We start from the raw sequence: 17,206 nt of genomic DNA on the forward strand, positions 1-17,206 counted from the left end.
CGATATGACTATTAAGGTTGTCAAAATGACAATGGAGCGATGATGAGTTTTTCCGTTGAGGCGCTGGCGAGAATCGCCATTGATTTACAAAGCGATATCGGTCACGTCGACCGCTTTTCGCGCCTGATCGCCACCCTGCGGCAGATCCTGGGCTGCGACGCCTCGGCGCTGCTGCGCTATGAGGCCCATCAGTTTGTGCCGCTGGCGATCGATGGCCTGGCGCAGGATGTGCTTGGCCGGCGCTTTGCGCTGGATGGGCATCCGCGGCTGGAGGCGATCGCCCGCGCCGGCGATGTGGTGCGCTTCCCGGCGGACAGCGACCTGCCGGACCCCTATGACGGCCTGATCCCCGGCCAGGAGAGCCTCAAGGTTCACGCCTGCGTGGGGCTGCCGCTGTTTGCCGGGCAAACGCTGATCGGCGCACTGACCCTTGACGGTATGGATGCCGACCGCTTCGACAGCTTCAGCGATGAAGAGCTGCGGCTGATCGCCGCCCTGGTGGCCGGGGCGCTGAATAACGCGCTGCTTATCGCCCGCCTTGAAGCGCAAAACGTCCTGCCGCCGCAGGTGGTGAATTACCCGCAGCCGGAGCGCCAGGAGCTCATCGGCCTGTCGGCGCCGATGCTGCAGCTGAAAAAAGAGATCGAGATTGTCGCTGCCTCGGATTTAAACGTGCTGATCAGCGGCGAAACGGGGACCGGCAAAGAGCTGGTGGCGAAGGCGGTGCATCAGGGTTCGCCGCGGGCGGCTAACCCGCTGGTGTACCTCAACTGCGCGGCGCTGCCGGAGAGCGTGGCGGAGAGCGAGCTGTTCGGTCACGTGAAAGGGGCATTTACCGGGGCTATCAGCAACCGCAGCGGCAAATTTGAGATGGCCGATAACGGCACGCTGTTCCTCGACGAAATCGGCGAACTGTCGCTGGCGCTGCAGGCGAAGCTGCTGCGCGTCCTGCAGTATGGCGATATTCAGCGTGTCGGCGATGACCGCAGCCTGCGGGTCGATGTGCGGGTGCTGGCGGCGACCAACCGCGATCTGCGCCAGGAGGTGGTGGAAGGGCGCTTTCGCGCCGACCTCTATCACCGGCTGAGCGTTTTCCCGCTGTCGGTTCCGGCGCTGCGCGAGCGGGAAAATGACGTGGTGCTGCTGGCAGGCTATTTTTGCGAGCAGTGCCGCCTGCGGATGGGGCTGGCGCGGGTAATTTTAAGTGAGGCAACGCGTAACAGGCTGCAGCAGTGGTCGTGGCCGGGCAACGTGCGCGAACTGGAGCATGCCATTCACCGGGCGGTGGTGCTGGCGCGGGCTACCCAGGCTGGCGATGACGTAGTACTGGAGCCGCAGCATTTCCAGTTTACAGCGGCTGCGCCGACGTTGCCGACCGAGGAGATGGCAGCGGCGCCGGCGATGGGCAACGTCAATCTGCGCGAAGCCACGGATAACTTCCAGCGCGAGGCGATTTCCCGCACGCTGGCGGCGCATCAGGGCAACTGGGCGGCGACCGCCCGCGCGCTGGAACTGGACGTCGCCAACCTGCACCGGCTGGCGAAACGTCTGGGGCTTAAAGGATCCCGGCCTGGTAAAAGTTCTGCAGGTTGATGGCGCCGACCAGCAGGCCGTTTTCATCCACTACCGGCGCGGCGCTGATTTTATGTTTCATCAGCCGCTCTTTGGCTTCCACCGCGCGGCTCTCCGCCTGCAGCGTCACGCCGTTGCGGGTCATCGCCTGCGTGACGCCGTCGTTTAAGGTGCCGCCGCCCACCAGCCAGCGGCGCAGGTCGCCGTCGGTGAAGACGCCCTGCACGCGGTTGGCCTCATCGCAGACCGCCACCAGGCCGAGCCCGGTGCGGCTCAGCTCGAGCATCGCGTCCATGACGTTGGCGTCTGTACCGACGCGCGGCACTTCGTCGTCGCGGCGCATCAGATGATGCACTTTGTTCAGCAGACGCGCGCCGAGCGCCCCCGCCGGATGGGAGCGAGCGAAATCCTCTTCACTGAAGCCGCGGGCTTGCATCACCGCCATCGCCAGCGCGTCGCCGAGCATCAGGGTGTTGACGGTGCTGGAGGTCGGCGCCAGATGCATCGGACAGGCTTCGCGCTCCACGGCGATATCCAGCACTGCTTTCGCCGCCAGCGCCAGCGGCGAGGTGGATTTGCCGGTCATCGCCAGCAGGGGTATCCCTTTTTCCTCCAGCCGCGGCACGATCAGATCCAGCTCTTTCGCGCTGCCGGAGTAGGAGATAAACAGCATCACATCGCGACCGTCGAGCATGCCGAGATCGCCGTGCAGGGCTTCCGCCGGGTGGACGAAAAAGGCCGGAGTGCCGGTGCTGGCGAAGGTCGCCGCCAGCTTTTTGCCGATATGACCGGATTTCCCGATACCGGAGACAATCAGTTTGCCCTCGCAGTGGATGATGGTCTCCGCCGCGCGGATGAAGTCATCGCCCAGGCGTTCCGGCAGGCGGCTCGCCTCCTGTAGCTCCAGCATCAGGGTCTGGCGTCCGGCCTCTAACAAAAAGTTACTCATGATGTTCTCCAGTAATGATGACTTCTATGCCTTTGGCTTCCAGCGCCCGCTGGAATGCAGGGTCAATATCGGCATCGGTAATCAGTTTATCCACGCGCTCCAGGCCGCAGACAATATTGGGGCTTTTACGGCCAAACTTTGACGAGTCGGCCATCAGGATCACTTCGCGGGCGGCGTTGCACATCGCCTTGCTGACGGTATACACCTCATTGAAGGTGGTGACGCCGGCGTTCAGATCGATGCCGTCGGTGCCCATAAACAGCTTGTCGAAACTGAACTGTTCGAAAGCGTTTTCCGCCAGCTGGCCGTGAAAGGAGGCCGATTTTTTGCGGAAGGTGCCGCCGGGCATCAGGATAGTCTGTTCATTATCCAGTTCGGCAAGGGCATTGACGATATGCAGGCTGTTGGTCATCACCGTGATGTTATTGAAGCGGCTGAGCAGCGGGACCATCTGCAGCACCGTGCTGCCGGCATCGAGGATGAGGGAGTCGCCATCATGAATAAAACGCACCGCCGCTTCGGCGATACGCGCTTTCTTATGGGTGTTGATCAACGTCTTATGATCGATCGGCGGATCGGCTTCATCCTTGTTGAGTACCACGCCACCGTAGGTGCGAATGACGGTGCCGGCGTTTTCCAGCGTGACCAGATCCTTACGGATGGTGGTGCCGGTCGTATCGAAATGTTGCGCCAGCTCTTCGACCGAGCATTTTCCCTGCGACTGCAGGAACTCGAGAATGGCTGCCTGGCGCTGACGTGGTTTCATAGGCGTCTATCCTGCGTTTAAGTTTCGAAGTGATAATTTCGCAAGATATTTACTTTTACAACGAAATTATCCATGTTTCGGATTAAGCGCTAATGATAGTGCATTCTGACAGCGCGGATCATGGGGAAAGATCACATCAGGCTGCAATTCCGCGATATGTTTGCCGTCCAGCGCGGGGATTTTTTGCGGACGGGCGAAAATGGTGAAGCCTTTCATCAGCAGCGTGTCGCAAATGCGGTTGTCATCATCAACGGCGATAGCGACGATGGCGCGCGGTTGAAAGCGTCCGGCGGAGCGGCCGACCCCCACCCGACCCTGCTGGCACAGGCTGTCGAAAGCGCGATTGAAACGGCGGATCTGCCAGCCGCCAAAGGCCATTTGGGTAAGCCAGGCGATGGCGGCGACGGTGATTAATACGCTAACCATAGGTATCTCCTTAAGGGGGGCGGGAACAACCCGGGTCGTGGCGCGAGCGCCTAACCCGAGCGATCCGCGGTGCCTTTTCGTCGGGTAGCGGCTAACGCCTTACCCGACCTACAGTTTTGTAGCCCGGATAAGCGCGGCGCCATCCGGGATCCCTTTAAAACATCACCTGACCGCCGGTAACGTTGATCGACTGACCGGTGCAGTACGACGCCTGCGGGCTGGCGTAAAACATTAATACGTTCAGCACATCCTGATATTCGCAACCGCGCTTCAGGGGCACCTTGTCGATGTAATACTGCTCGACCTCGCTCTCATCGATACCGAGCTTGGTGGCGTACTGCGGCAGCAGCGACTGGAACATCGGCGACTTCAGCAGATTGCCGAGCATCAGTGAGTGTACGGTAATGCCGTATTCCGCCAGATCCAGCGCCAGCGACTGGGTCAGTCCGACGCCGCCGAACTTCGCCGCGCTGTAGCCGGAGTTGTGCTTGCTGCCGACTTTGCCGGATTTCGAGTTGATCTGAATGATGCGTCCCTTAATGCCGTCGCGGATCATCAGCCGGGAGAATTCGCGGGCGCAGAGGAAGTAGCCCACCAGATTGACCTGTAGCGAGCGGTCGAAATCCCCCAGCGCAAAGTCGCTAATAAACGCCGCTTTGGCGATGCCGGCGCTGTACACCAGCAAGTCGACGCGCGAGAAAATCTCATCCACCCCATGGGCCAGCGCGGTGACGCTGGCCTCGCTGGTGGCGTCGGCGCCGAAGCCATACGCCATGCCTTCGCCATATTCAGCGTTAATCTCCTGGGCGACGCGGCTGGCTTTTTCGCTCTGAATATCGACCACCGCCACGCGGTAGCCCTCGGCGGCCAGCCCGCGGCACAGAAACTCTCCTAAGGTTTGCCCACCGCCAATGACAACAGCAACCTGATTCATCTTTCTCTCCTGTTAAGCAACAAATTTCAGTACGCAGCCGGGCGCAATGGCGTCCGGCACCGGGCCCGCCACGTGGACGGTCCCCGGAAACTCCGCGTCGCGATGGCCGTCAAAGCGCAGGGTGATATGGCCCAGCTCGCGCAGATTTTGCTCGGCAACGTCGCCGACGGCGGTCACCGGGTAGCGCAGCTCGCCAAGCTGCAGCTCTGCACCCGGCTGCAGCGAACCGGCAAGCTCGCCGTGGTTGTGAATAAAGCAATACGCTTCGATATCCGCCGGGGCGCCCTCGCGGAAGGTGATCAGCATTTGTTCTTCCAGCGCCATCGCCGCGCAGGCGCCGATGTGCGTAATAGTGGTCTGGTAAATCACGGTCATGTTCTGGCCCCTCTTACTGGTAAATAAATCCGGAAACGAACCACGCGATCAGCACCGTTGGCGCGCCGGTCAAAAAGCGGCTGACCAGCACCGACGGCACGCCGACGCGCACGGTATCCTGGCGAGCTTCGGCCAGCGACAGGCCAACCGGGATAAAATCGCAGGCGGCCTGGGCGTTAATGGCGAACAGCGCCGGCAGGGCGAGGTGCGGCGGAATATTGCCGAGGCCGATCTGCACGCCGATCAGTACGCCAATCACCTGGGCGATAACCGCGCCGGGGCCGAGAAACGGCGACAGCAGCGGGAAGGAGCAGATCAGCGCCAGGGTCACCAGACCCAGCGGATGGCTGGCGAGCGGCGCCAGGCCATGGGCGATCCAGTCGCCGATGCCGGAGGCCATGATGATGCCGATCAGCGCCGAGACGAAGGCCATAAACGGCAGGATGGTTTTCAGCACCGTATCGATGGTGTCGCGTCCGGCCTGGAACAGCACCGCCACCACCGAGCCCATCCCCATCCCGACCTTCGCCAGTAGGCCATCGCTCTGTTCAGTGATCTTTTTGCTGGCGTCGTAGTCGCGACCCGCGCGGTTGTTCTCCGCCGGTGGCTCGGGAGCTATCGTGCCGCCGGTCGCGATGCGCTGAATGTTCTCCTCCTTGACGCCGGAGACGTAGATATCTTCTGTGATGTACTGGGCCAGCGGCCCCGATTTGCCGGTGGCATGGATATTCACCGTCGGGATGCGGCGCTTGGGATAGAGCCCGCAGCGCAGGGTGCCTCCGCAGTCGATAATCGCCACGCCGATGTCGCTTTCCGCCGGTTCGCCCTCTTTAAAACCGTCCACCGCCTGCCAGCCGGTCAGGCTGGCGATGCGGTCAACGATCGCCGGGCGGGTGCCGGCGGTGATATAGACGATCTTTTTGCCCTCGACGACGTCGAGTTCAAGGGGGCCGCCCCAGCCGCCGGTGCCTTTCTCAATACGAATCCGGGTCATGATGTCGCTCCTGACAGATGCACTTTCTGAGCCAGCTGAATCGCCATTTTTCGCTCGAAAATCGAGGTGGTCAGGTCGGTAACCCAGCCGCGGAAGAAGTTGGTCACCAGCCCGACCAGCAGATAGCTCACCGCCAGCGGACCGAGCGGCAGGCCGAGGGTGGTGAGGCCGTTGGCGATGCCGAGATAGACGAACAGTTCGCCGGGGTTGATATGCGGAAACAGACCGTTCATTGAGTGGCAGCTATAGGACGCCGCCGCGTAATAGCTGGGCTTGTACTTCTCTGGCATAAAGCGGCCCAGGCTCAGGGTCATCGGGTTACAAAACACAAAGGTACCGATGCAGGGCAACAGCAGGTAGCGGGAGATCGGGTTCCCGGCGCAGCGCTGCGCCAGTTTTTCGATCCGCTGCTGGCCAATAAAGTTGATCAGCGCGTTCATGATCACCAGCAGACTGATCAGCAAGGGGAGGATCCCGGTCACCATGCCGGTAAACACCTCGCCGCCTTTCTGAAACAGGCCGATAAACCACTCCGCGCCGTGGGTCACGACGTCAATCATTGTTCTCTCCTTCAGCATGTTATTTTTCTTGCTAACTGCAGACTGATTTTAATCATTTTGAAAGGTTTTAAAGTGTTAAATGGATCGCAAAATGAAAGATAAATATTTTATTTTGAAAGATTGGCGCTGAGAGGATGAAATAACGAGGGGCATGACAGCATGCAGGGAAGGGGGCGGTGAAGGACTATTTTGTCTACAAACGGATTGTCGCTTTCTTGTTGGTCGTCGCATGCTTTACCATAATTATCCCTTGCTGAATTTGTTAAACGGAATTCCCATGTTGAAGCGTCGCTCTCTGGCTTTACTTCCCCTTTGTGTGCTCCTCGCTGCCTGCAGCAGCAAACCCAAGACTCCCGCGGAAACGGAGATGGCGAGTGGAACCGGCGGCTTTTTGCTGGAACCGCAGCATAACGTGATGCAGATGGGCGGCGACTTCGCCAACAACCCGGCGGCGGCGCAGTTCATCGATAAGATGGTGGCGAAGCACGGCTTCGACAGGCAGCAGCTGCAGGAGATCCTGTCGCAGGCGAAGCGTCTGGACTACGTTCTGCGGCTGATGGATCGTCAGGCGCCGACCGGCTTGCCGCCGACCGGGCCAACCGGCGCCTGGCTGCGCTACAAGAAACAGTTTATTACCCCGGATAACGTGCAGAACGGCGTGGTGTTCTGGAATCAATATCAGGACGCGCTCAACCGCGCTTATCAGGTCTACGGCGTGCCGCCGGAAATCATTGTCGGTATTATCGGCGTGGAGACCCGTTGGGGACGGGTGATGGGCAAAACCCGCATCCTCGACGCGCTGGCGACCCTGTCGTTTAGCTATCCGCGCCGCGCCGAATACTTCTCCTCCGAGCTGGAAACCTTCCTGCTGATGGCGCGCAGCGAAAGCGACGACCCGCTGGATCTGAAAGGCTCTTTCGCCGGGGCGATGGGGTACGGCCAGTTTATGCCGTCGTCCTATAAGCAATACGCGGTGGACTTTAACGGCGACGGCCATATCAACCTGTGGGACCCGGTGGATGCTATCGGCAGCGTGGCCAACTACTTCAAACAGCACGGCTGGGTGAGCGGCGATCTGGTGGCGGTGCAGGCGCTGGGCCAGGCGCCGGGGCTGGAGAATGGTTTCAAAACCAAATACAGCGTGTCGCAGCTGGCGGCGGCGGGGCTAACCCCAACCCAGCCGCTGGGTAACCATCAGCAGGCCAGTCTGCTGCGCCTGGACGTCGGGACCGGCTATGAGTACTGGTACGGGCTGCCGAACTTCTACACCATCACCCGCTATAACCACAGCACCCACTACGCGATGGCCGTCTGGCAGCTTGGCCTGGCGGTTTCGCAGGCCCGCGGCGGTTATTAATACTGTCATCCGGCTGACAGTATCCGAGCCTCCCCGGATAACGGCGCGTAGCGCCTTATCCGGGCGACGGTCTGTTATCTGGTTGGTGGCCCCGTAAGCGCAGCGCGACCGGGGGATTTCCCGGAAAGGCCGCGCTTATCCTGCTGTTTCTTCCCGTCGGCATGCTTCCTGTCTACCTTTGTTACATTTCCGCTCACCGGCTCTGATTTACAATCTAATTTCGCCTCTGTATTGTTATGTTATAACATTTAATAAAAGGGGTAAGGATATGTTCGCATCGGTTTTTATGGCATCCGGCGCGGCGCGCCTGGCCATCGCTGGAACGCTGCTGGCGGCGCTATGGCTGGCGACCTGGTGGGCGGTGACGCTGCCATGATTGAACTGGAACAACTGATAACCGGCTATGGCGGGGCGGCGATCACCCCTCCGCTGAGCGGGATGATATGTCCCGGCAGCCTGACGGCAATCGTTGGTCTCAATGGCTGCGGAAAATCGACCCTGCTGAAAACCCTCGCCGGGTTTCTTCCGCCGGTCAGCGGCCGCCTGCGCTGGCAGGGAAAGCGGCCGGTGATTGGCTGGCTGGCACAGCGCCATGCCCTCGAGTCACAGTTTCCTCTCAACGTGCAGGATGTGGTGAGTCAGGGCGCATGGCCCGGCGTGTCGCTGCTGCGCGGTCTGAGCGGCGATACCCGGCGACGCATCGGCGCGGTGCTGGAGCGGGTCGGGCTGGCGAGCCTGGCGAAAACCCCGATCGAAGCGCTCTCCGGCGGCCAGTTTCAGCGCATGCTGTTTGCCAGGGTGATGGTGCAGCGGGCGCCGCTGGTGATGCTCGACGAGCCCTTCACGGGTATCGATGAAGCAACCAGTCGCGAACTGATGGAGCTGATCCTCGACATGCACCGGCAGGGGCAAACCATCCTGGCGGTGCTGCATGATAACCAGCGGGTAGCCGACTTTTTTCCGGAGACGCTGCTTTTAACCCGCCAGCGCGCCTGCTGGGGTGCCACCCGGGCGGTTCTCCCGGCCTTCAGCCAGGCGAGGTCAGCATGATCTGGCACACCTTCTTTCAACCTTTTATTGAATTCGGCTTTATGCGCCGGGCGCTGGTGGTCTGCCTGGCGCTGTCGCTAAGCACCACCATGCTGGGCGTCTTCCTGTTGCTGCGGCGCATGAGCTTGATGGGCGACGCGCTGTCGCACGCCATTCTCCCCGGCGTGGCGGTGGGCTATCTGCTGAGCGGCATGTCGCTGCTGGCCATGACCGTGGGCGGCTTTGTCGCCGGCATCGCGGTCGCGCTGGTGGCGGGATGGGTGAGCCGGCGGACGCCGTTAAAAGAGGACGCCAGCTTTGCTGGATTTTATCTGGGATCGCTGGCGCTGGGCGTCACTCTGGTGTCGCTGCGCGGCTCCAGCGTCGACCTGCTGCATCTGCTGTTTGGCTCCATTCTGGCGGTGGATCGTGACGCGGCGCTGTTTGTCAGCGGCGTCGCCAGCCTGACGCTGTTGTGCATCGCGCTGTGCTACCGCGGTCTGGTCAGCGAGGCGTTCGACAGTGCCTGGCTGCAGGTGAATAACCGCCGGCTGCCCGCGGTGCTGCATGGGCTTTTTCTGGCGCTGCTGGTGCTTAACCTGGTGGCGGGATTTCAGGTGCTCGGCACGCTGATGGCGGTAGGGGTGATGATGCTTCCGGCGGTTGCCGCGCGCTGCTGGGCGCGAACGCTGCCGGGCATCCTGCTGCTGGCGGCGCTCTCCGGCGCGCTCTGCGCCTGGCTGGGTTTGAGTCTCTCCTGGGCGGCCAGTCTTCCCGCCGGGCCCGCCATCGTGCTGACCGCCAGCGCGCTGTTTTTTATTTCGCTGTTTTTTGGCTCGCGCAGCCGACTGCTGGTCGGCTGGCGCAAATTGATGGGGTAAGGAAATGATGAAACGTAGTGCAATAGTGGTCGCGCTGGCCTTCGGCCTGATGGCGCAGGGGGCGATGGCGAAACCGCTGAATGTGGTAAGCAGTTTTTCAGTTCTGGGTGATATGGTGCAGCAGGTTGGCGGGGAGCATGTCCATGTGGATACCCTGGTCGGCCCGGATGGCGATCCGCACACCTTCGAGCCGTCGCCGAAGGATAGCGCGCTGCTCAGCAAGGCCGACGTGGTGGTGGTTAACGGCCTGGGACTGGAAGGCTGGCTGGATCGCCTGATTAAGGCCTCTGGTTTTAAGGGCGAGCTGGTGGTGGCGTCGAAGGGCGTCAAGACCCATACCCTCGATGAAGACGGCAAAACGGTGACCGATCCCCACGCCTGGAACAGCGCAGCGAACGGCGCATTGTATGCGCAGAATATCCTCGATGGTCTGGTGAAAGCCGACCCGGAAGATAAAGCGGCGTTGACCAGCAGCGGCAAGCGCTATATCGACCAGCTGACGGCCCTCGACGGCTGGGCGAAAGGGCAGTTCAGCGCCATTCCGCTGGCCAAGCGCAAGGTCCTGACCAGCCATGACGCTTTCGGCTATTTTGGCCGCGCTTATCACGTAACCTTCCTCGCGCCGCAGGGGCTCTCTTCAGAGAGCGAGGCCAGCGCGGCGCAGGTGGCGGCGCTGATTAAGCAAATCAACGCGGACGGCGTCCATACCTGGTTTATGGAGAACCAGCTTGACCCGCGGCTGGTGAAGCAGATTGCCAGCGCCACCGGCGCGCAGCCCGGCGGAGAACTCTATCCTGAGGCGCTCTCCGCCCCGGGGGGCGTCGCGGATAGCTATGTCAAAATGATGCGTCATAACGTGGCGCTGATCGCCGCCAGCATGAAGTAAGCGTGCGATTTCTCATCCCGGCGCCGCCGGGATGATTCATTTTGGATGTCCCCTCGTAAATTCCACACCTCGTCCCCATATCTCTGTGGAAAGTGCTATCTTTGATGGCCTCTTTATCCGGAGCAAAGCGGGGCGATAATGACCGATTCAGAATTAATGCAGCTAAGCGAGAAGGTCGGCCGGGCGCTGCAGGCGCAGGGCGCGACGGTGACCACGGCGGAATCCTGCACCGGTGGCTGGATAGCGAAAGCCATCACCGATATTGCCGGCAGCTCAGCGTGGTTTGAACGCGGTTTTGTGACTTACAGCAACGAGGCCAAATCGCAAATGATCGGCGTCAGCGAAGCGACGCTGCGGGACAACGGCGCGGTGAGCGAACCGGTGGTGGTGGAGATGGCGATCGGCGCGTTGCGCGCCGCGCGCGCGGACTATGCCATCTCGGTTAGCGGCGTCGCCGGGCCGGATGGCGGCAGCGACGAAAAGCCGGTCGGGACGGTGTGGTTTGGCGTCGCCAGCGTTAGCGGGCAAGGGGTGACGCGGCGGGAATGCTTTGCCGGAGACCGCGAAGCGGTACGTCGTCAGGCGACGGCCTACGCGCTCAATCTGCTCTGGCAACAATTTCTACAAAAGACTTGATACTGTATGACTATACAGTATAATTGCCTCAACTGAACAAATATTAACGGCGAAGCGAACACGCTTCACCCTGCATGATTAGGAGTAACAATGGCGATCGACGAAAACAAACAGAAAGCGTTGGCGGCTGCACTGGGCCAGATCGAAAAGCAATTCGGTAAAGGCTCCATCATGCGCCTGGGTGAAGACCGTTCTATGGACGTAGAAACCATCTCCACCGGCTCGCTTTCTCTGGATATCGCGCTGGGCGCCGGCGGTCTGCCAATGGGCCGTATCGTCGAGATCTACGGGCCGGAATCCTCCGGTAAAACCACCCTGACGCTGCAGGTTATCGCCGCAGCGCAGCGCGAAGGTAAAACCTGTGCGTTCATCGATGCGGAACACGCGCTGGATCCGGTCTATGCGCGCAAGCTGGGCGTGGATATCGACAACCTGCTGTGTTCTCAGCCGGATACCGGCGAGCAGGCGCTGGAAATCTGTGACGCGCTGGCGCGCTCCGGCGCGGTTGACGTTATCGTCGTCGACTCCGTCGCGGCGCTGACGCCGAAAGCGGAAATCGAAGGCGAAATCGGCGACTCTCACATGGGCCTCGCGGCGCGTATGATGAGCCAGGCGATGCGTAAACTGGCGGGTAACCTGAAGCAGTCCAACACGCTGCTGATCTTTATCAACCAGATCCGTATGAAAATCGGCGTGATGTTCGGTAACCCGGAAACCACCACCGGCGGTAATGCGCTGAAGTTCTACGCCTCCGTGCGTCTGGATATCCGTCGCATCGGCGCGGTGAAAGAGGGCGACAACGTCGTCGGTAGCGAAACCCGCGTCAAAGTGGTGAAGAACAAGATTGCGGCGCCGTTCAAACAGGCTGAATTCCAGATCCTCTACGGCGAAGGCATCAACTTCTTCGGCGAGCTGGTTGACCTCGGCGTGAAAGAGAAGCTGATTGAGAAAGCGGGCGCCTGGTACAGCTACAACGGCGACAAAATTGGTCAGGGCAAAGCGAACGCTATCACCTGGCTGAAAGAGAACCCGGCGGCGGCGAAAGAGATTGAGAAGAAAGTGCGCGAACTGCTGCTCAACAACCAGGACTCTACGCCGGACTTCGCCGTTGACGGCAACGATGCAGAAGAAACGGAACAAGATTTCTGATATTGTCTAACAGAGTGATAAAGGGCTGCTTATGCGGCCCTTTTGCTTTTTTTAGATTATTGAGGTGCCTGTGACTGAACCTTCATCACGCCGCTCCGGCTACGCCCGCCTGCTGGACCGCGCTATCCGCATTCTGGCGATGCGCGACCACAGCGAACAGGAGCTGCGTCGCAAACTGGCTGCTCCGGTAATGAGCAAAAATGGCCCCGAGGCGCTGGACGTCACCCCTGAAGAGCTGGAGCAGGTGGTTGCCTGGTGTATCGAAAACCGTTATCTCGACGATAATCGTTTTGTCGGCCAGTTCATCGCCAGCCGGAGCCGCAAAGGCTATGGCCCCGCGCGCATTCGTCAGGAGCTCAGCCAGAAAGGCATTGCGCGCCAGGCCGTGGAACAGGCGATGCGCGAATGCGACATCGACTGGGTGAGCCTTGCCAGGGCGCAGGCGCAGCGTAAATACGGTGAACCGTTACCCTCCGCCTTTGCTGAGAAAGTGAAAATCCAGAGATTCCTGCTGTACCGTGGCTACCTGATGGAAGATATCCAGGAAATCTGGCGAAATTTTGCAGATTGACCCATCCGGGATTTTACTTCGCCGTAAAGAAAACTTATCTTATTCCCACTTTATTCCGTCGGGCCGCTGGTTGTGACAGTGCAGGCAGCGTCCTGGGCGATTATTCCTTTACACAAAATCATTCAAGCTGCATCAGGGCGGCAAGAGAGACTATCTTCCGCAACGCACGTCAGTTCGGTGCCGGAAGAGCAAGCGCAGCCAGGACAGAGGCGACTTGAAGGATGACGTGTAGCTTGATTTCAGGATAATTATGAGCAAGAGCACCGCTGAGATCCGTCAGGCGTTTCTCGACTTTTTCCATAGCAAGGGACATCAGGTAGTTGCCAGCAGCTCCCTGGTGCCGCACAACGATCCGACCCTGCTGTTTACCAACGCAGGGATGAACCAGTTCAAGGATGTCTTCCTTGGTCTCGACAAACGTAATTATTCGCGTGCGACCACCGCGCAGCGTTGCGTGCGTGCGGGTGGTAAACACAACGATCTGGAAAACGTCGGTTACACCGCGCGTCACCACACCTTCTTTGAAATGCTGGGCAACTTTAGCTTCGGCGACTACTTCAAGCAGGATGCCATCAAATACGCGTGGGAGCTGCTGACCGGTGAGAACTGGTTCGCGCTGCCGAAAGAGAAGCTGTGGGTCACCGTTTACGAGACCGATGACGAAGCATTCGACATCTGGGCCAATGAAGTAGGCGTCCCGCGCGAGCGAATCATCCGCATCGGCGACAACAAAGGCGCGCCGTTTGCTTCAGACAACTTCTGGCAGATGGGCGACACCGGTCCGTGCGGTCCGTGCACCGAGATTTTCTTCGACCATGGCGATCACATCTGGGGCGGCCCTCCGGGAAGTCCGGAAGAAGACGGCGACCGCTACATTGAGATCTGGAACATCGTCTTCATGCAGTTCAACCGTCAGGCTGACGGTACCATGGAGCCGCTGCCGAAGCCGTCCGTCGACACCGGTATGGGCCTGGAGCGTATTGCCGCGGTGCTGCAGCACGTTAACTCAAACTATGACATCGACCTGTTCCGCGATCTGATCGCCAGCGTGGCGAAAGTCACCGGCGCCACCGATCTGACGAACAAGTCGCTGCGCGTTATTGCCGACCACATTCGCTCCTGCGCCTTCCTGATCGCTGACGGCGTAATCCCGTCGAATGAAAACCGCGGCTATGTGCTGCGCCGCATCATTCGCCGCGCGATCCGTCACGGCAACATGCTGGGCGCGAAGGATACCTTCTTCTGGAAACTGGTTGCCCCGCTGATCGCCGTGATGGGCTCCGCCGGCGAAGAACTGAAGCAGCAGCAGGCTCAGGTTGAGCAGGTGCTGAAAACCGAAGAAGAGCAGTTCGCCCGTACTCTGGAGCGCGGACTGGCGCTGCTGGATGAAGAGCTGTCGAAGCTGAAAGGCGACACCCTGGATGGCGAAACCGCCTTCCGTCTGTACGACACCTACGGCTTCCCGGTCGACCTGACCGCGGACGTCTGCCGCGAGCGCAACATCAAGGTTGACGAAGCCGGCTTTGAGGCCGCCATGGAAGAGCAGCGCCGTCGCGCGCGCGAGTCCAGCGGTTTCGGCGCTGACTATAACGCGATGATCCGCGTTGACGGCGCCTCTGAATTTAAAGGTTACGATCATCTGGAGCTGAACGGCAAAGTGACTGCGCTGTTCATCGATGGCAAAGCGGTGGATAGCGTCAGCGCGGGTCAGGAAGCGGTAGTGATCCTCGACCAGACCCCGTTCTATGCGGAGTCCGGCGGCCAGGTGGGCGATAAAGGCGAACTGAAAGGCGCGGGCTTCTCCTTCGCGGTCAGCGACACGCAGAAGTACGGCCAGGCCATTGGTCATATCGGTAAAGTCGCCAGCGGCTCCCTGAAAGTGGGCGACGCGGTGCAGGCCGATGTGGACGAGGCTCGCCGTCAGCGTATCCGCCTGAACCACTCCGCGACGCACCTGATGCACGCGGCGCTGCGTCAGGTGCTCGGCACCCATGTGGCGCAGAAAGGCTCGCTGGTCAACGATAAAGCGCTGCGCTTTGACTTCTCGCATTTCGAAGCGATGAAGCCGGAAGAGATTCGTGCAGTGGAAGATCTGGTCAACGCGCAGATCCGTCGTAACCTGGCTATCGAAACCAACATTATGGATATCGATGCCGCGCGCGCATCCGGCGCGATGGCGCTGTTCGGCGAGAAATACGATGACCGCGTCCGCGTGCTGCGGATGGGCGACTTCTCCACCGAACTGTGCGGCGGGACTCACGCGGCGCGTACCGGTGATATCGGCCTGTTCCGTATCACGTCTGAGTCCGGTACCGCCGCTGGCGTGCGCCGTATCGAAGCGGTGACCGGTGAGGGCGCGATGGCCATGCTGCACGCGCAGAGCGATCAGCTCAGCGATATCGCACAGCTGCTGAAGGGCGACAGCCACAATCTCGGCGAGAAAGTTCGCGCCGCGCTGGAGCGTACCCGTCAGCTGGAAAAAGAGCTGCAGCAGCTGAAAGAGCAGGCTGCGGCGCAGGAGAGCGCAAACCTCTCCAGCAAAGCGGAAGAGATTAACGGCGTTAAGCTGCTGGTCAGCGAGCTGGCCGGCGTGGAGCCGAAGATGCTGCGCACCATGGTTGACGATCTGAAGAACCAGCTGGGTTCGACGGTTGTGGTGTTGGCTACGGTCGCAGACGGTAAAGTTTCCCTGATTGCCGGTGTGTCTAAGGATGTGACAGATCGCGTCAAGGCTGGGGAGCTGGTTGGTATGGTCGCTCAGCAGGTGGGCGGTAAAGGGGGCGGTCGTCCGGATATGGCGCAGGCCGGTGGTACCGATGCGTCTGCTCTCCCTGCAGCGTTAGCCAGTGTGAAAGGCTGGGTCAGCGCAAAACTGTAATAACTATAAACGCATATACCCTAAATAATTCGAGTTGCAGGAAGGCGGCGACACAGCGAATCCCCAGGAGCTTACTCAAGTAAGTGACTGGGGTGAGCGAGGAAAACCAACACACATGCAACTTGAAGTATAGCGGGTTTAGGTGCCGTAACCTCAGGGAAATGGCACCTTGCGCGAGAAACACCGATAACGATAAAGTCGGGTTGAAATTGTGTATATCGGCTAAACTTAGGTTTAACAGAATGTGATGCCATGACTGCTTATACCGTAAGGTATTTGTCATTGCTTACTTTTTGGCGTTATATGATGGATAATGCCGGGATACGAGAGACCCGACTCTTTTAATCTTTCAAGGAGCAAAGAATGCTGATTCTGACTCGTCGAGTTGGTGAGACCCTCATGATTGGAGATGAGGTCACTGTGACAGTTTTAGGGGTGAAGGGTAACCAGGTTCGTATTGGCGTAAACGCCCCTAAAGAAGTATCTGTACACCGTGAAGAGATCTACCAGCGTATTCAGGCTGAAAAATCCCAGCAGTCCAGTTACTAAGGTTTCCGCGCCTCGCTGTTCAGTGAGGCGCATCACTTATCGCCGCTTTTTCCCTTTTTCTGTTTCTTCCCCCTGCACCATACCGCTTTTCATTACCCTTTGCCGCTTTGGTTGTTTGACATTATGCCAGCGTCAGGGCTGATTTCCTGTTGATAAATTGCCCTTTTTGCCGTTTTTGCACGCGAATTGCGTGCGAAGTGTGCAAACGAAAAAAGGTCTCGAAAAAGTGTTTGACTTATAAGTACCAGAAAGTAATATGTGCGCCATCGCAGCGACGAAGAGCAGAAACAAGTTCTTCGAAGCACTCGAAAGAGGCGTGTGTGGTGAGGTGGCCGAGAGGCTGAAGGCGCTCCCCTGCTAAGGGAGTATGCGGTCAAAAGCTGCATCCGGGGTTCGAATCCCCGCCTCACCGCCATTTTGCATCCGTAGCTCAGCTGGATAGAGTACTCGGCTACGAACCGAGCGGTCGGAGGTTCGAATCCTCCCGGATGCACCATCTTCTTTCTGAATTAAGAGAGAAGAGCGCTGTGAAAGCAGCGGCCCGCAGTGCGAGGCATAATCGAGTCACTCTACCGATTAGGCCGTCATACTCAGTGTGGCATGTGTTAGTTGTGACACTGACGCGTAGTAAAGCAAGTTTCCCGATGCATCCGTAGCTCAGCTGGATAGAGTACTCGGCTACGAACCGAGCGGT

17 protein-coding genes and 2 tRNA genes are annotated in these 17,206 nt (G+C 59.5%); 12 read left to right on the top strand and 7 right to left on the bottom strand.

The annotated features are described in order from the left end of the window. Positions 1 to 42 precede the first annotated feature (42 nt). The gene (gene norR / locus ABLU73_RS21810; RefSeq protein WP_043521289.1) at positions 43 to 1,593 is read left to right on the top strand and encodes a nitric oxide reductase transcriptional regulator NorR; all 1,551 of its coding nucleotides are present in this window, start codon (positions 43 to 45) and stop codon (positions 1,591 to 1,593) included. Here the strand turns inward: norR and gutQ are convergent. The 7 genes from gutQ to ABLU73_RS21845 all read right to left on the bottom strand — a co-directional run bounded on the left by gutQ (position 1,556) and on the right by ABLU73_RS21845 (position 6,576). Next, complete coding sequence (gene gutQ, locus ABLU73_RS21815; protein ID WP_004205670.1) at positions 1,556 to 2,521, bottom strand: arabinose-5-phosphate isomerase GutQ; 966 nt, start codon at positions 2,519 to 2,521, stop codon at positions 1,556 to 1,558. The two genes, norR and gutQ, sit on opposite strands and share 38 nt — an antisense overlap. Beyond that, on the bottom strand, positions 2,514 to 3,287 hold the full coding sequence (locus tag ABLU73_RS21820; protein ID WP_004205671.1) for a DNA-binding transcriptional repressor: 774 nt from the start codon (positions 3,285 to 3,287) through the stop codon (positions 2,514 to 2,516). The genes gutQ and ABLU73_RS21820 overlap by 8 nt, the downstream gene beginning before the upstream one ends. Positions 3,288 to 3,353: 66 nt before the next feature. Next, positions 3,354 to 3,713, bottom strand: coding sequence for a transcriptional regulator GutM (gene gutM / locus ABLU73_RS21825; RefSeq protein ID WP_048295427.1), 360 nt, complete (start codon positions 3,711 to 3,713; stop codon positions 3,354 to 3,356). A 154-nt stretch (positions 3,714 to 3,867) separates the two neighbouring features. Further along, a complete protein-coding gene (gene srlD / locus ABLU73_RS21830; protein WP_002914815.1) occupies positions 3,868 to 4,647 on the bottom strand; it encodes a sorbitol-6-phosphate dehydrogenase in 780 nt (259 codons plus the stop codon). A gap of 12 nt (positions 4,648 to 4,659) precedes the next feature. Next, entirely contained in the window at positions 4,660 to 5,022 is a 363-nt protein-coding gene (gene srlB / locus ABLU73_RS21835) for a PTS glucitol/sorbitol transporter subunit IIA (RefSeq protein ID WP_004205674.1), read from the bottom strand. 13 nt (positions 5,023 to 5,035) lie between these two features. Beyond that, a complete protein-coding gene (locus ABLU73_RS21840; RefSeq protein WP_004205675.1) occupies positions 5,036 to 6,016 on the bottom strand; it encodes a PTS glucitol/sorbitol transporter subunit IIB in 981 nt (326 codons plus the stop codon). Continuing rightward, entirely contained in the window at positions 6,013 to 6,576 is a 564-nt protein-coding gene (locus ABLU73_RS21845) for a PTS glucitol/sorbitol transporter subunit IIC (RefSeq protein ID WP_004205677.1), read from the bottom strand. The genes ABLU73_RS21840 and ABLU73_RS21845 overlap by 4 nt, the downstream gene beginning before the upstream one ends. 277 nt (positions 6,577 to 6,853) lie before the next feature. Between ABLU73_RS21845 and mltB the strand changes: the two genes are divergently transcribed. The 11 genes from mltB (at position 6,854) to ABLU73_RS21900 (ending at position 17,008) form a co-directional block, all read left to right on the top strand. Continuing rightward, entirely contained in the window at positions 6,854 to 7,933 is a 1,080-nt protein-coding gene (gene mltB, locus ABLU73_RS21850) for a lytic murein transglycosylase B (protein ID WP_043521292.1), read from the top strand. Positions 7,934 to 8,272: 339 nt separating this feature from the next. Continuing rightward, complete coding sequence (locus tag ABLU73_RS21855) at positions 8,273 to 8,983, top strand: ATP-binding cassette domain-containing protein (RefSeq protein ID WP_162921965.1); 711 nt, start codon at positions 8,273 to 8,275, stop codon at positions 8,981 to 8,983. Further along, positions 8,980 to 9,843, top strand: a complete 864-nt coding sequence (locus tag ABLU73_RS21860) for a metal ABC transporter permease (RefSeq protein WP_264923704.1) — start codon at positions 8,980 to 8,982, stop codon at positions 9,841 to 9,843. The genes ABLU73_RS21855 and ABLU73_RS21860 overlap by 4 nt, the downstream gene beginning before the upstream one ends. A gap of 7 nt (positions 9,844 to 9,850) precedes the next feature. Beyond that, positions 9,851 to 10,729 (top strand): metal ABC transporter substrate-binding protein, encoded by an 879-nt coding sequence (locus tag ABLU73_RS21865; RefSeq protein WP_348850439.1) that lies wholly within the window; start codon positions 9,851 to 9,853, stop codon positions 10,727 to 10,729. A gap of 138 nt (positions 10,730 to 10,867) precedes the next feature. After that, positions 10,868 to 11,365, top strand: a complete 498-nt coding sequence (gene pncC, locus ABLU73_RS21870) for a nicotinamide-nucleotide amidase (protein ID WP_004205685.1) — start codon at positions 10,868 to 10,870, stop codon at positions 11,363 to 11,365. Between the two features lie 90 nt (positions 11,366 to 11,455). Beyond that, entirely contained in the window at positions 11,456 to 12,514 is a 1,059-nt protein-coding gene (gene recA, locus ABLU73_RS21875; protein WP_004205686.1) for a recombinase RecA, read from the top strand. Between the two features lie 70 nt (positions 12,515 to 12,584). Further along, complete coding sequence (gene recX / locus ABLU73_RS21880; RefSeq protein WP_004205687.1) at positions 12,585 to 13,085, top strand: recombination regulator RecX; 501 nt, start codon at positions 12,585 to 12,587, stop codon at positions 13,083 to 13,085. A gap of 250 nt (positions 13,086 to 13,335) precedes the next feature. After that, positions 13,336 to 15,963 carry an alanine--tRNA ligase gene (alaS, locus tag ABLU73_RS21885; RefSeq protein ID WP_017901380.1) on the top strand — a complete coding sequence of 876 codons (2,628 nt, stop codon included), beginning with the start codon at positions 13,336 to 13,338 and terminating at the stop codon, positions 15,961 to 15,963. A 363-nt stretch (positions 15,964 to 16,326) separates the two neighbouring features. Then, positions 16,327 to 16,512: a carbon storage regulator CsrA gene (gene csrA, locus ABLU73_RS21890; protein ID WP_000906486.1), complete on the top strand. Its 186-nt coding sequence runs from the start codon at positions 16,327 to 16,329 to the stop codon at positions 16,510 to 16,512. Positions 16,513 to 16,834: 322 nt separating this feature from the next. Continuing rightward, positions 16,835 to 16,927 (top strand) — tRNA-Ser (locus ABLU73_RS21895). 4 nt (positions 16,928 to 16,931) lie between these two features. Continuing rightward, positions 16,932 to 17,008: transfer RNA gene (locus tag ABLU73_RS21900), tRNA-Arg, on the top strand. Positions 17,009 to 17,206 lie beyond the last annotated feature (198 nt).

This window comes from Klebsiella sp. GG_Kp175 (assembly GCF_040062325.1).
GTDB classification, from domain to species: domain Bacteria; phylum Pseudomonadota; class Gammaproteobacteria; order Enterobacterales; family Enterobacteriaceae; genus Klebsiella; species Klebsiella quasipneumoniae.